The 13305-nt window shown below is 63.9% G+C and carries 13 protein-coding genes; all 13 read right to left on the reverse strand.

The window, feature by feature from the left end:
* Positions 1-241: 241 nt before the first annotated feature.
* The 13 genes from ACQR10_RS09425 to ACQR10_RS09485 all read right to left on the reverse strand — a co-directional run bounded on the left by ACQR10_RS09425 (position 242) and on the right by ACQR10_RS09485 (position 13251).
* Positions 242-904, reverse strand: a complete 663-nt coding sequence (locus ACQR10_RS09425) for a class I SAM-dependent methyltransferase (protein WP_315805294.1) — start codon at positions 902-904, stop codon at positions 242-244.
* Positions 905-931: 27 nt separating this feature from the next.
* The gene (locus ACQR10_RS09430) at positions 932-1975 is read right to left on the reverse strand and encodes an aminoglycoside phosphotransferase family protein (protein ID WP_316218693.1); all 1044 of its coding nucleotides are present in this window, start codon (positions 1973-1975) and stop codon (positions 932-934) included.
* The gene (locus ACQR10_RS09435) at positions 1962-2579 is read right to left on the reverse strand and encodes a hypothetical protein (protein WP_315805296.1); all 618 of its coding nucleotides are present in this window, start codon (positions 2577-2579) and stop codon (positions 1962-1964) included. Before ACQR10_RS09435 ends, ACQR10_RS09430 begins: the two co-directional genes overlap by 14 nt.
* A gap of 24 nt (positions 2580-2603) precedes the next feature.
* Positions 2604-3641: a zinc-binding dehydrogenase gene (locus ACQR10_RS09440; RefSeq protein WP_316218694.1), complete on the reverse strand. Its 1038-nt coding sequence runs from the start codon at positions 3639-3641 to the stop codon at positions 2604-2606.
* A gap of 8 nt (positions 3642-3649) precedes the next feature.
* Positions 3650-4573, reverse strand: a complete 924-nt coding sequence (locus ACQR10_RS09445) for a transketolase family protein (RefSeq protein ID WP_316183387.1) — start codon at positions 4571-4573, stop codon at positions 3650-3652.
* The gene (locus ACQR10_RS09450; protein WP_316183388.1) at positions 4570-5418 is read right to left on the reverse strand and encodes a transketolase; all 849 of its coding nucleotides are present in this window, start codon (positions 5416-5418) and stop codon (positions 4570-4572) included. The genes ACQR10_RS09445 and ACQR10_RS09450 overlap by 4 nt, the downstream gene beginning before the upstream one ends.
* 45 nt (positions 5419-5463) lie before the next feature.
* Positions 5464-6462 carry an NAD-dependent epimerase/dehydratase family protein gene (locus tag ACQR10_RS09455; RefSeq protein ID WP_316218695.1) on the reverse strand — a complete coding sequence of 333 codons (999 nt, stop codon included), beginning with the start codon at positions 6460-6462 and terminating at the stop codon, positions 5464-5466.
* A gap of 12 nt (positions 6463-6474) precedes the next feature.
* On the reverse strand, positions 6475-7083 hold the full coding sequence (locus ACQR10_RS09460; RefSeq protein WP_316218696.1) for an SIS domain-containing protein: 609 nt from the start codon (positions 7081-7083) through the stop codon (positions 6475-6477).
* On the reverse strand, positions 7080-8018 hold the full coding sequence (locus ACQR10_RS09465; protein WP_257170486.1) for an NAD-dependent epimerase/dehydratase family protein: 939 nt from the start codon (positions 8016-8018) through the stop codon (positions 7080-7082). Before ACQR10_RS09465 ends, ACQR10_RS09460 begins: the two co-directional genes overlap by 4 nt.
* Positions 8019-8126: 108 nt before the next feature.
* Positions 8127-8849, reverse strand: a complete 723-nt coding sequence (locus ACQR10_RS09470) for a nucleotidyltransferase family protein (protein ID WP_316218697.1) — start codon at positions 8847-8849, stop codon at positions 8127-8129.
* Positions 8850-8858: 9 nt separating this feature from the next.
* The gene (locus ACQR10_RS09475) at positions 8859-10346 is read right to left on the reverse strand and encodes a PfkB family carbohydrate kinase (RefSeq protein WP_410051472.1); all 1488 of its coding nucleotides are present in this window, start codon (positions 10344-10346) and stop codon (positions 8859-8861) included.
* Between the two features lie 488 nt (positions 10347-10834).
* Complete coding sequence (locus tag ACQR10_RS09480) at positions 10835-11968, reverse strand: hypothetical protein (RefSeq protein WP_316218698.1); 1134 nt, start codon at positions 11966-11968, stop codon at positions 10835-10837.
* A gap of 146 nt (positions 11969-12114) precedes the next feature.
* Positions 12115-13251, reverse strand: a complete 1137-nt coding sequence (locus ACQR10_RS09485; RefSeq protein ID WP_316218699.1) for a hydrolase — start codon at positions 13249-13251, stop codon at positions 12115-12117.
* Positions 13252-13305 lie beyond the last annotated feature (54 nt).

Below are 13305 nucleotides of genomic sequence, written 5' to 3' on the forward strand. Positions count from 1 at the left end.
AGAAAGCCGATCCCCAGGGAGAGCACGAAGGACACCGTTAAAACCAGTCGCGCGGGGAAGGCCGGGATGTCCCAGCCGAACCTGTGGTACCTGCCGCCTGCATTTTCTTTCGCAGGCGGGCCATGGGGGCGGCAGGCTCCCGGCCTTCCTCGCGCCCTCTCATGTCGAAAGGGCGACGATCAGATCACAGCTCGGGCGCCGATGCGTCGCGAGAGCGCCTGTCGACGCTCTCAGCTCACACTCATTCGAAGAAGATGAATTCGTGGTCGCCGGTGTAGCCGGAGCGCTTGAATTCGAAGGCCCATTCCTCAGGAGTGTGGAAGATGCGGCAGGTGAGCTGCCAGTACATCAGGTTCACCTTCTCGCGCTCGTTGCGGTAGCCCTCGACGCAGAGATATTTGGCGCCGCGGCTGACGCGCTCCATCTCGCGGAGCGCCGCATCGAGATCGTAGTTGTAGAGGTTGTGCAGCGTGTTGATCGAGATGACGAGATCGAAATACTTGTCCGGGTAGGGCAGCTTGGCGGCAGAGCCGACCTGGCAGAACTGCTTGACGCTCTCCATCGTGTGCTCGACGCCGTAGGATGAGATGTCGATGCCGGCGACCTCGAGATCCGGAATGGCCTCGCGGAAATCGTGCAGGATGAAACCCTTGCCGGAGCCGACGTCGAGCACGCGCATGCCCGGCTTGATGCCGTACGTCTCGATCATGGCGTCGGCGACCTTGCGCCAGCGGCCGTCATATTTGTAGCCGCCATAGCCGGTCTCGCGGCTGCCGTCCCAGTAGTCGTAGTCGAACTTGATCGCCATCTCCGCGACATCGGCCTTGTCGCGCTGGGTGACGCGCGCGAGATAGTCGCGCTTGGTCGATTTGTGGACGAGACTGACGAACTCGCGATAGGCCATGAATATCTCCGGGCGTGTGAGTGTCGGTTAATCGGATGTGGCGCCGATCAGGCTGAGCTGTGCCTCGGCCTTGGCGAGCTGCGCAGCGCAGCGCTGCGCCCAGGCGCCGGTGTCGGCGAAGGCGCGACGCGTGGCGCCGAGCGGCAAGAAGTCGTTCAGGATGATACAGGTCCATTTGACCTGGTAGGCGTCGATCAGCAACCGGCAGCGCGCCACGCTGGCGGCGTCGAGCCCGAGGCCGTCCGTCAGCCGGTCGATGAAATGCTCGTGCACCGGCAGCGGCACCGGCACTTCAGGCTGGCAGAAGAAATCGGAGACCAGCTTGGCCGGGTCGTCGCGGCCGGCATATTCGAAGTCGAGGAAGGTGAGCTTGTCCTGGTCGTCGATCAGCGCGTTGTGGAAGCCGAAATCGGATGGCGACAGGCAGACCTGATCGGCGGGGATGGCGGCCTCGAAGGCGAGCCCTTCGGCCGCCGCTCCGCGCAGAATGGTTGCCTTCACCTCGGTCCAGGCCGGCTGCAGCCGCGCCGCCACGAATGCCCGGGCGTCGGCGACATGCGGCACCTCGGCATCGAGCGTGGCCAGTCGCGCCACCCGGCGCTCGACGGTGGCGAGGTGCTCGGCGAGGGAGAAGCAGGCTTCCGATCCTGGCGCCAGCGCGGGGCGGGGCGGGGCGTTCACCGCGAGCACGAAGTCGATCGCGGCATCGACATGGACAGGCGCGAGCTCTGCCGCGGTCAGCTTGCGGCCTGCGACGAAGCTGTAGAGGCCCGCCTGCTCGGCGCGGTCGCAGGCCAAGGGCTCCGGCACGACGCGGACGCCGTGGGACCAGGCATGGCTGATGAAGCTCCACTCGGCGCCCAGCCGGTCGCGGGTGTCGCGGGCGTCGGTGAAGTAGCGCTTGAGGACCAGCGGGCCCTCGGCGGTGTCCAGACGATAGACTTGGTTGTTGCGGCCGCCGGCGAGCCGGGTCAGCGCCGTCGGGCTCGCTCTGCCGGCCTGCGCGGTGAGGCGCTGCGCCAGCGCCAGCAGGGCGGCATCACGATCCGCGCCGGCGTCAGTGGGGGTCACGGACGACATCCGCCGCGATCTCGGCCCAGGAGACTCGGCGCTCGTACGGCACGGCCTTGGCCGCGAACTGGTTCTCCGGATCGAACAGCACCTTGCGCATGCCCTCGGGGAAGCCGGTCATGGCCAGGATCTCCGGCAGGTCGTCGACGAACAGCTCGCAGGCCAGCGCATGGGCCCGGGCGACCTTCTCGTCCTTGGTCAGCTCGAAGAACACCCGGTCAGGCGCGATCTGTCCGGGCGCTTCGCCCATCAGGCCGCGATCGGTCAGGAAGCCGCGCGCGGCGGCATGCATGTCGTGCTTGGGCCCGAGAATGGGGTGCTTCGTCTTATGACTGACGATGAACAGGTCATGGCCGGCGGCGCGGGCCGCCGTGACAAACGCGGCGAAGCCGGGGTAGGGCGACACCAGGTCCATGCGGGCGCCGTAGACATAGCCCTGCAGCTCGGTGAAGTCGTCCTTGCGCCCGCTGCCGTTGAGATGGTCGCGGACGCTGTTCTTGTCGCGGCCGAGATCGGCCGGGATCAGGCCGCGCTCGAGGGCTGCCGCATGAAACACGCCGTCATAGCAGGCGATCGTGTTGTCGAAGTCGATCCCGATCCGCATGGCTTGGACTTAAATGACCTGGACTTAACGCAAGGACATGTCGATCAGCGGACGGCCGACCTTGCCGGCGGCGAGATCCTGCAGCGCCTGGTCGGCCTGGGCGAGGCTGTAGGGCTTCGACAAGAGGTCCCGCACCGGGAAGCGGCCGGAGCTCAGCAGGCGCCCATAGCGTCCGTAATCGCGATCGGGCACGCTGTCGCCACCCCAGGTGCCGAGCAGGCTCTTACCCTGGTTGAACACGCCTGGATTCAGCGTCAGCGCCGCGCCATGCTTGGCATTGCCGATCACGACCGCGCGGCCGCCCTGCTGGCGGGTGGCGTTGACGGCCTGATCCATGACGCCCGGAATGCCGGAGGATTCGACCGCGAGATCAACGCCCTGCGGCACGATCTTCTTGATCTCGGCCAGCACGTCGGAAGCCGCGTCGATCACATGCGTGGCGCCGTAGATCTGGGCGAGCGCGCGGCGGGTCGGGTTGGGGTCGATGCCGATCACCGGCATCGCTCCGGCGAGGGCGGCGGCCATCAGCGCGTTCAGGCCGATGCCGCCGGTGCCGAACACGGCGACCGCATCGCCCGGCTGCACCTTCAGCACGTTGTAGACTGCGCCCATGCCGGTCGGCGCGGCGCAGCCGAGCAGCACCGCGACATCCATCGGCAGGTCCGGCGGCAGCAGGGTCAGGCGGTTCTCGCTGACGACGGCGTGGCGCTGGAAGGTGGTGACGCCGCCGGCGTTGACCTTCTTGCCGTCCCAGTCATAGACGGCGCCGCCGGCCTCGATGCCGCTGCCCTTGATCCAGGACAGCACGACCTTGTCGCCGACCTTGACCTTGGTGACGGCGCTGCCGGCCTCGATCACAGTGCCGGTGCCCTCATGGCCGAGGCAATGCGGGACCCATTTGTCCTCGCCCTTGTCGCCGCGCCACTCCATCACCTGCGTGCCGCAGGCGCCGGAATAGGCGATCTCGACCAGCACCTGGCCCGGCTTCAGGGCCGGCGTCTCGATCTCGGCCAGGACGAGCGGCTGGCCGGTCTGGACCAGGAGGGCAGCTTGGGTCTTCATGTGATGTCTCAGCTCAAGGCGTGGATGATCTTGTCCGCGATCTGGTGGCCGGTCAGGCCGAGCACCTCGCGGGCATATTCCTGTTCACCGGATTTCTTGAAGAACGCATCCGGCGTCCCGAAGCGCAGGAATTTCTTCGCCGATGTCTCTGAATCGACGAGCCATTCCGACACGGCAGCGCCGAAGCCGCCGATCAGCGAATGCTCCTCGATGGTCGCAACCAGCTTGAAGCGGCTGAACGCCTGCTTGAGCTTGTCCTCATCCAGCGGCTTCACGGTGTGGAAGCTCACGACCTCGGCGGAGATGCCCTTTTCCTTCAGTCTGTGGCCGGCCTCGATCGCCTCGGGCAGCATGTTGCCGGTCGAGAGCAGGCACACGTCCGAGCCTTCCTCGATCGTGATCGCCTTGCCGATCTTGAAGTCAGCGATGGGGCCCTTGTGAACGACCGGCTCGCCCTTCTTGCCCATGCGGATGTAGACCGGCCGGTCCTGCTGCATTGCCGCGCGCAGGGCGCCGCGGACCTCGAAGGCATCGCCCGGGCAGATCACGACCATGTTCGGGATCGAGCGCAGGAACGAGATGTCCTCGCAGGCGTGATGGGTCGGACCGAGGCCGGAATAGGCGAGGCCGGCGCCGACCGCGACGATCGTCACCGGCGCCTCGTGATAGCAGACGTCGGTGCGGATCTGCTCCAGGCAGCGCGTCGTCACGAACGGGGTGATCGTATAGGCGACCGGGCGCAGGCCGTTCATGGCCATGCCGGCGGCGACGCCCATCATGTTGGCCTCGGCGACGCCGCAGTTGAAGAAGCGGCTCGGATGCTTGTCCTTGAACTTGTCGAACAGGCGGTTGCCGATGTCGCCCGAGAGCATCACGACGCGGCTGTCCTCATTGCCGAGCTTGGTCAGCTCGTCGGCGAAAGCATTTCTCATGACAGGCCGAGCTCCTTGAACGACTTGACGACTTCCTCAGCGGTGGGGGCGCGGTAATGCCAGTTGTTGTCGTCCTCCATGAACGACACGCCCTTGCCCTTGACGGTATGGGCGATCAGCGCCACCGGCTTGCCGGAGCCGTTCGGGATGTTCTGCATGGCCTCCGCCAGCGCGCCGACGTCATGGCCGTCGATCTCGTGCGCGTCCCAGCCGAAGGCGGCCCATTTGTCGCGCAGCGGCGCCAGCATCAGGGTCTCGTTGGAGCGCGCGGTGGCCTGCCACTTGTTGTAGTCGACCACGACGCAGACGTTTTCGAGCTTCTGGGCGGCGGCGAACATCGCCGCTTCCCACACCGAGCCCTCGTTGTTCTCGCCGTCGGACAGCAGCGCGAACACGCGGTAGGTCTCGCCCTTGATGCGGCCGGCCAGCGCCATGCCGCAGCCAAGCGGCAGGCCATGGCCGAGCGAGCCGGTGGCGGCCTCGACGCCAGGCAGCAGGTTCGCCGGCGGATGCTCGGCGAGCCGGCCGCCGTCCTGGCAATAGGTGTCGAGCTCCTCGATCGGGAAGTAGCCCTTCATCGCCAAGGTCGCGAACAGCGCCGCGGCGGCGTGGCCCTTCGAGAGGATGAAGCGGTCGCGCAGCGGATCGGTCGGGTTCTTCGGGTCGATGTTCAGGACGTGCCAATAGGCGGCGGTCATCGCATCGGCGCAGGACAGCGAGGAGGCGAGATGCGCGGCCTGCGCCTTGTGCGACATCTCGATGATCTTGCCGCGCAGCTTCGCGGCCTGCGCCTTCAGGGCGGCCACGTCGGGCTTGGCCGCGGTGTTCCGGACTGCCACGTTCATCGTGCTCTCCAGTCGCGCTTTCGTTTGAAAGCGCAGGGGTCTCGATCAGGGTTTATGTTCGTACTTGGTCGGCAGCTTGGCCATGACATCCTCGAAGCGTCGCGCCCAGGCGATGACGTCGTCGATGCCTTGCTCCAGCGAGAACGTGTCGCGCCAGCCGAGCTCGGTGCGCAGCTTGAAGCTGTCGAGCGTGTAGGCGGTGTCCTTGCCGGGCCGCTCGGGGCCGATCTCGACGCAATCCTCGAAGTTCTTGCCAAGCCGGGCGAGGATCATCTCGACCAGCGTGCGGATCGACACCAGCTCGTAGCCGGAGATGTGATAGGTCTCGCCAAGCTTGCCGCTGCGGCCGATCTTGACCGTCGCGTCCGACACGTCGGTCATGTGGATGAAGACGCGGACCGACTTTCCGCCGCCGTCGAGCCGCAGCTTCTGCCCGGTCATCGCGGCGACGATGGTGCGCGGCACGATGCGGTAGAGCTGCTGGCCCGGGCCGTAGACATTGGCCGCGCGGGTGAAGACCACGGGGAACTGGTAGTTGGCGAAATAGGTCCGCAGGCTCATGTCGCCGGCGGCGCGCGACACCGCATAGGGCGTCGACGGGTTGAACGGCGCGTCCTCTCGCACCCAGCCCTCGGTCGAGCCGTAGACCTCCGGCGTCGTGACATGAACGTAGCGATCGAGGCCGTCATAGTTGCGCAGGATGTCGTGCAGGCGGACGGCGGAGACGACGTTGGTCATCATCCAGTGGTCCGGGTACAGCCAGCTCTCGCCGACCATGCTCTGCGCCGCGAAGTTCACGACATGGGTCGGCCTCTCGGCCACCAGCAGCGCCTTCAGCGCATCGAGATCGTGATTGAGGTCGACGCGCTGGAAGCGGACCTTACCGGGGCGCTTCTGCCATTTGTAGGGCAGGAACGCATCATGCGGCTCGTCGGAGCGGCTGGTAGCGATCACGTCGTGACCGGCCGAGGCCAGGAAATCGACGAAGGTTGCGCCCGAGAAGGAGTTCGAGCCGAGGATCAGGTACTTTTCGTTCGCAGCCATCGTCCCTGTCCGTCAGACCTCGCGCGATGCGATGATGTCGCCACGCTGGGCGTAGAGCCACTGCATGATCATGTGGCCGATCACCATCTGCGCGTCCTCGGCGATCTGCATGTCGTCGACCGCGAAATGGATCGGCACGTCGGCCAGCGCCTTGGCCTTGCCGCCGGAGAAGCCCAGCACGGCATAGCTGGTCATGCCGATCTTCTTGCCCTCTTCGAGCGCCCTCAGGATGTTCGGCGAATTGCCCGAACCGGAGAACGTGATCAGCACGTCGCCCTTGCGCGCGAGCACCGCGAGCTGCAGCGAAAACACCTGGTCATAGCCTTCGTCGTTGGCGAGGCAGGTGATCACCGACGGGTTCGACGACAGCGAATGCACGCGCAGGCCGGAGCCCGGCGTCTTCGACAGCGCATAGAGGAAGTCGTTGGCGAGATGGTTGGCGTTGCCGCCGCTGCCGCCATTGCCGCAGAAGAATACTTGGCGGCCGGTCTGCCAGCAGTCGCGCAGATCATAGGCGAGCTTCTCGACGGGGGCCCAGTCGAAATCCTTCAGCACGGTGCTGAAGCGGCTGGTGTAGTCGGCGAACAGGCTGCCGGGGGTCTTGAAGGCCAGGACGTTCATTTCACGACCTCCTTCTCCATCCATTTCAGATTGTACCAGCGGTCCTCGTTCTTGAGCTGGCCTTGCGAGTACATGCCGATGATTTCCTTGATCGCGTCCTCCACCGTCTTCTTCGGGCGGAAGCCGGTCGCCAGCAGGCGATCGGAGTTGACGCGATAGCTGCGCGGATCGTTCGAGGGCGTCACGATGACCTCGGCCGGCACGTGCTTGGTGACCAGATTGGCGATGTCGAGGATCGAGATGTTCTCGAAGCCGGCATTGTAGACACCGGTGTGCTCAGGATGATCGAGCAGGAACAGATAAAGATCGGTGATGTCGTCGATATGAATGTTCGGGCGGGTCTGGTCGCCGCCGAACACCGTGATGCGGCCGTTCATCAGCGCCTGCATCGTCAGCATGTTGACGGAAACGTCGAGCCGCTGGCGCGGGGAGTAGCCGCACACGGTGGCGGGACGCACGATCTGCACCACCATGTCGTCCTTGTAGGACAGCACGATGCGCTCGCCGCACATCTTGGTCTTGTTGTACTCCGAGATCGGCAGCAGCTCGAGATCCTCGGTGACCTGCTCCTCTTCCTTGACGCCGTAGACGCTGCCGGAGGACGCGTAGATGAAGCGCTTGATGCCGTGGCGGTAGGCGCGATCGGCGAGCTGCATCGTGGCGAGGCAGGAGATCTCCCAGGTCAGCTTGGGATCGAGATCACCGCAGGGATCATTGGCGACGCTGGAGAGATGAATGATGGCATCGACGCCGGTGAGGTCGATGGCGTCGGGATTGCGCACGTCGCCCTGGACGACGGTGAGATCCGGATGCGGATCGAGGAAGTTGCCGAACCACATGATGTCGAATGCGACGACCTTGTGGCCGGCCTTCAGGAGCTTCGGCACGAGCACGCTGCCCTTGTAGCCGCACGCTCCGGTCACGAATATCTTCATCTGAGCAATCCCCGTGGCTCGCCTGTCGTGTCGCCGGCTGGCGCGTCGCGCGCACCTTTATACAAATTGGCGGGGGAAGGCGACCAGCCCAGCGGCGAAAATCGCCCGTCAAGCGTCCCCGCCACGGCGCGGTTCGTGATTAAACTCCAAATGGGCCCGGCGCAAGCTTTCCGGGTTACCGATATCCCGATGATAACCGCTGGTTTCCACGCACAAAATGCGTCCCAAATAGTTGGGGATGATTTCGGTGGAGAGATCGACGATCGGCTTTCCCAGCGCGGCGATGTCGGCGATGACGGCGGGATCGAAGACGTAGACCGCGCCATTGGCGAGGTTCCCAGGCGGATTTTTGACCTTCTCGTGGAAGGCGATCACCCTGTGCTGAGCATCCAGCTCGAGAATCCCGCACGAGCTCGGATCGTCGGTCCGGAACGCGAGCATCGTCATGATGCAGCCGTCAGGGCGGGTGCGATGGGCGGCGAGCAGCCCTGCGACGTCGAAATCGGTCAGATTGTCGGCATGGGCCACGAGGAACGGCTGGTCGCCGAACCAGGTGCGGTTCGCAAGCACGGTGCCGCCGGTCCCGAGCAGTTCATCTTCGTGAACGAGATCGATCCGGTCGCGCCAGCGCGACTGCGCCACGTGCGCGCGGACCTGCTCGGCGAGCCAGTGCGTGTTCAGCAACGCCCGCTCGATGCCGCCTTCGAAGACGAGGTCGAGCCAATAGTCCAGCAAGGGTCGGTCGTGCACACGCACCAGGCATTTCGGCGTCGTATTGGTCAGCGGGCGCAGCCGGCTTCCGATCCCCGCCGCGAGCAGGAGGGCACGCATGTCGACATCCTACTCCTGGCTGAATCCGGTCTCGTCGATTTCCCGCACCAGCTCCGCCGTCGTCAACGGCAGGTTGCCGACGCGGGAAACCTGGAGCGCGGCCGCCAGCGATCCGAGATAGGAGGCCTGCCAGATATCGGCGCCCGCGCGCAGGCCCATCGAGCAGGCCATGAAGAAGCTGTCGCCGGCGCCGGAGACGTCCTTCGGCGACGGATTGAACGCCGGCAGGCGGTCGGAGGTGAAGATGCCCTCGGCCATGGTGTTGATCAGCGCGCCCTCAGCGCCGAGCGTGATCACGAGGTTCTTGGTGCGGGCCCGTTCGACCAGGCGCTCGCTGATGACGGCGAGACCGGAAATGAAGTCGTTCAGCGCGACGCGGGCCTCGCGCTCGGTCGGCGTCAGCAGGGTCATGCCCTTGAAGCGCGAGACGTCGCCGGTCTGCGAGGACACCTGGCTGTCGGCCGCCATCATCACGCCCTGGGCGCGGGCGCGATCGGCGATCGCGTCGACCAGATCCTGCGGCAGGCAGCCGTAGTTGAAGCAGGAGAACAGCAGCAGATCGCAGGTCTTCAAGGCGCGCTCGACCGAGGTCAGCATCTGCCGCTGAAGGTCGGCATCGGAGGCGTGCTGGCGCAGATGATTGACGCGCAACAGCGTCTTGTTGAGCGCTCGAAAACGCTGCTTGCGCGTGGTCGGCCGGCTCTGGTCGGTGAAGGCGTTGAAGTTCACCCCATGCTGTTCCAGCGTGTTGCGGGCGAACCGCGCCGCTTCATCGTCGCCGACCAGCGTGAAGAACTTCACGTCTGCGCCCAGGCCATGCGCATGGGCCGCAACCGCCCCGGCACCGCCGACGAAGGTGCGGGTCATCAGCGGCGTCACGACGATGGTCGGATCTTCCTGGGACATGCCGACCGCATCGCAAGTGACATATTCGTCGACGATCAGGTCGCCGATAACGGCGACTCGCATGCCGGAGAGCTTGCGGAGCAGGTCCTTCAGATTCCCGATCTCGAAGCCGTGGCGCCTTGGAAATTCCTGCGGCTTGCGGACCGTGGAGATGTCGATGTTGGCGTCGCGTTCCAGCAGCGACAGCGACGCAAAGCGCAATTCACCGGACGAGAAGATCAGCCGTCCGCCATAGGCGTCCACGGCCTCCTGCTCTGGATTGGCGCGATCCTCGAACTCCTTGCCCTTGACGACAACGGTCGGCTTCAGATGCGCGATGAAGTCGGACGCCGACGTTTCCAAGCGCACGACATGGTGCACAAAGGCGATGGAACGCACATTTTCGAGGCGCATGTCCTGCGCCAGGGTCACGCCTGGCGTCGAATCGGGATTGACGCCCACGACCAGCACGTCGGCCTGCTCGGCAGCGAACTTCAAAAGCCGTAAATGTCCGGGGTGCACGACGTTGAAATTGCCGGACACGAACGCAATCGTCTGCCCGGAGTCACAGGAGGCGCGAACCGTCTGACAGGCCAGATCCATCTCACTCATATCGATCACCTGATCCAAGGAATTCGCCTCCGGCTCGATCGGGCTGAGGTCGGACAATCGGCCACCGTGTCATTCGCCGGCCGAGGAACTCCGATGCAAAGCGTCGCTGTCGCCCGGCACATCTGCACCGCGAATCCCGTTCCGATCTGCATCTTTCATGCTCGACATTGATTTCGTTGCGAAAAAAACAAGAACAGTCCCTCGATCGGAGCGATGGAGGGGCCTGCGGCCGATCATTTCCAATGGTCTCTTTATCAGGTGTGCGCAGCAGCACAAACAGTCCTGTTAGCTTACGGTTGTGCGGTCGCATCGGAACGCGGCTCCGGAGTGCTCATCGTCCTTTCACGACGATGCTGAACGCCCGTGCTCACGAATCAGGCGGGGGATGGATCCGAGGATGCTCCGACGAAAAAAGACGAACAGCGGGGCGCGCTGGTGGGCGGGCTATGCGGAAAAGCCTCGGAGACGCAAGTCTCTCGCAGCATGCCTCAGTGATAGAGATCGAACTGTTCGTGCTGTCCCTTTTCAAGATCGGCTGCCAAGGCGCTGCGGTCGATCCGCGGAAACAGCTTGCTGAACTCGGGCCGGTCCAGCAGGGCGAGGTAGGTCTTGAGCATGCCCCTTTCCGAGGGATGCGCAGGATCGAAGAAGTTGCCGGAATCCCGCGAGATCTCGGTGCGGCTCATATCGAAGAACTGGATGCCAAGCTGCGCAAATCTTTCGACGGTCTGTGGACTCCTGATCTCGCGCCAGTGCCCGGAATAGGGCCGGTAGGCTTCATCGTTATCGAGGAAGGCTGCCGCGCTTTCCAGGAAGGGATATTGGATCGCAACCACCGAGAAGTCTCGTTCGCGAGACAGTCGGACCAAGCGGTCGATTTCCAGGAACTGCCGTTCGCTGAGGTGGGATGTGCCCCAGAACGACAGGATGTATTGAGCGCCATTGGACATCGTTTCGGCCGACGCGCGTCGATAGGGTGGGGCCACAATGACCGAGCCGTCGTTGCGGAATCCGAACTTCCCGCGAATTGCCTCTGGTCCGACCAGTTTATTGTTATCCACAGGATCGAATTGCGGAACAAAGAGTGCGGACCGGATTGCTTCGAAGTTTCCGCCGGTCCGGATCAAGAACTCTACAACGCTGTGCAACTCTCGCCGGTGCGCATCGAGCCCCTGCGCGAAATCCATCGTGCGTTCTTTTCTCCAGGCATCGGCAAGGGAATCGTCGAACAGGAAGTAGTCAAGCGCCACGACGACGACGCGAGGTTTCGTAGATGAGGTCGCGCGATCGACGAAATCCACGATTTGCGCGAGAGGCCAAGCCGTCAGGCAGGCATTGTAGGTGCGATAGGGACGAAACATCTGCTCGCGGGCCTGGCCACAGCGTGAGCTTCCTACTAGCAAGATCTCAGGACGAGTTCGCCTGATTCGCTCCAGCTTGTAAGCCGCATAGTCCTTGAACGTCCCGAGCCAGACGAGCCGGTCGCTGCGTGATTGCTCCGCTGCGATCACTGAAAGCGGAACCGTGGCGCCCAGCCGCCAGCCGGCCCATTCCAGCGCCGCCAGGAGCGGCACGAACACGGCAGCGAACAGCGTTATGACTATCGCGATATACCGGGTCACGGTCTTGTATCCAATCCGTCTCCTCCCGCAAGGCGCGGCCATTTTGGTTGCCAACGAGCAACATCCGGACGCTGACTGCCCCCGTGAAAACTTGGTGTTGCGACGATCGCTTGAGCCGCCGGTGCCCAAAGAACGTTGTATGATGCTCAGGTTTGCGTTGAAGAAGCGAGTGATCGCCGGATCTCTACGGGGTCGATTCTCGGAAACTCGGCTCGAAAATCCGGGTCGTCCAGTAGATGCAGCATCGTCCGGGCGGCGCCGGTCTCAGCCAGATGATACGCGTCCACGAAACTGACCGTTTCATGCTCCAGCGTTAGACGCGCCAGATCGAAGAAGCGGATTCCTATCTCCTGCAGCCAGTCTCGGGTCTCCTTGCTCGCGAACTCTCGCCAAGCACCGAACCCCTGAGGACCGCTCTGTTCGCGATCAAGAAGATCAACGCCGGCCCGAATGAACGGCAATTGAACGCCGATGAGCTTTACCTCGCGAGACTTTGCGATTTTGGCGAGGCGAGCAATCGGCTGTTCCAGCCGCGGCGACACGCCCGGCGCGCGAGGAAGGCTCCCGGCGAGCGTTTCGGCATTCAAATAGCGTGAGCGCGCGTCGGCGATATGTGCCGGCGAATAGACGTAGGACCCGTCGCTGCGGAAGCCTTCTTCGTGAACGATGGACTGGGTGCCGACGAAGGCCGTCGGAGCGCTAGAGTAGTTCCGGAACGGCGTCGGATTCCGCGCTGCGGTACGCGCGAAATCCAAAACGCTCGATCTCACATAGGCAAGCGCAAAGTCATAATGCATCTTTCTAGGAAGAGCGAACCATTCTTCCCACCGCTCCGCGAACAGGAAATGATCCAGTGAGAGAATGGCAACTCGGGGAGGTGCTTGCCGTGTGGCGCGCTCGAACAGTTCAACCATCTGGTCGGTCGTCCAAGCCGTGAACGAGAGATTGTAGAAGCTGTACGGAGCAAAATGGGCTGCACGAAACGCACCCGCGCGCGACGAACTGATCCAGATGACTTCGGGACGCTCGTGCTCGAGCCTCGCCAGCTTGAACGCTGCGTTGTAGCGCAGATCAAAGGGCAGCACGATCTGTTCTGGGTTCTTTCGCTGCGATTCCGCTAGTTCATGCAGCGTTCTCGTCGCGCCGAATGGTCGGGCGAGTTGAAAAAGAGCCGTGGGAAGCAGGTAACCGGCCAACGCGGAGGTCGCCAGCACCGTCGTGACGTAGCGCCGCGTGCAATCTATCGACTGCGCTGAAGGCGGTGGCCGCGGGTGATCATCCATGCAGCTATCGTCTGAATCCATGCTCATTGAGATCAGCGCAAGGCGCTGCCGCGC

Origin of the sequence: Bradyrhizobium sp. HKCCYLRH2060, from assembly GCF_051168135.1 — a bacterium.
Taxonomy (GTDB): Bacteria; Pseudomonadota; Alphaproteobacteria; order Rhizobiales; family Xanthobacteraceae; genus Bradyrhizobium.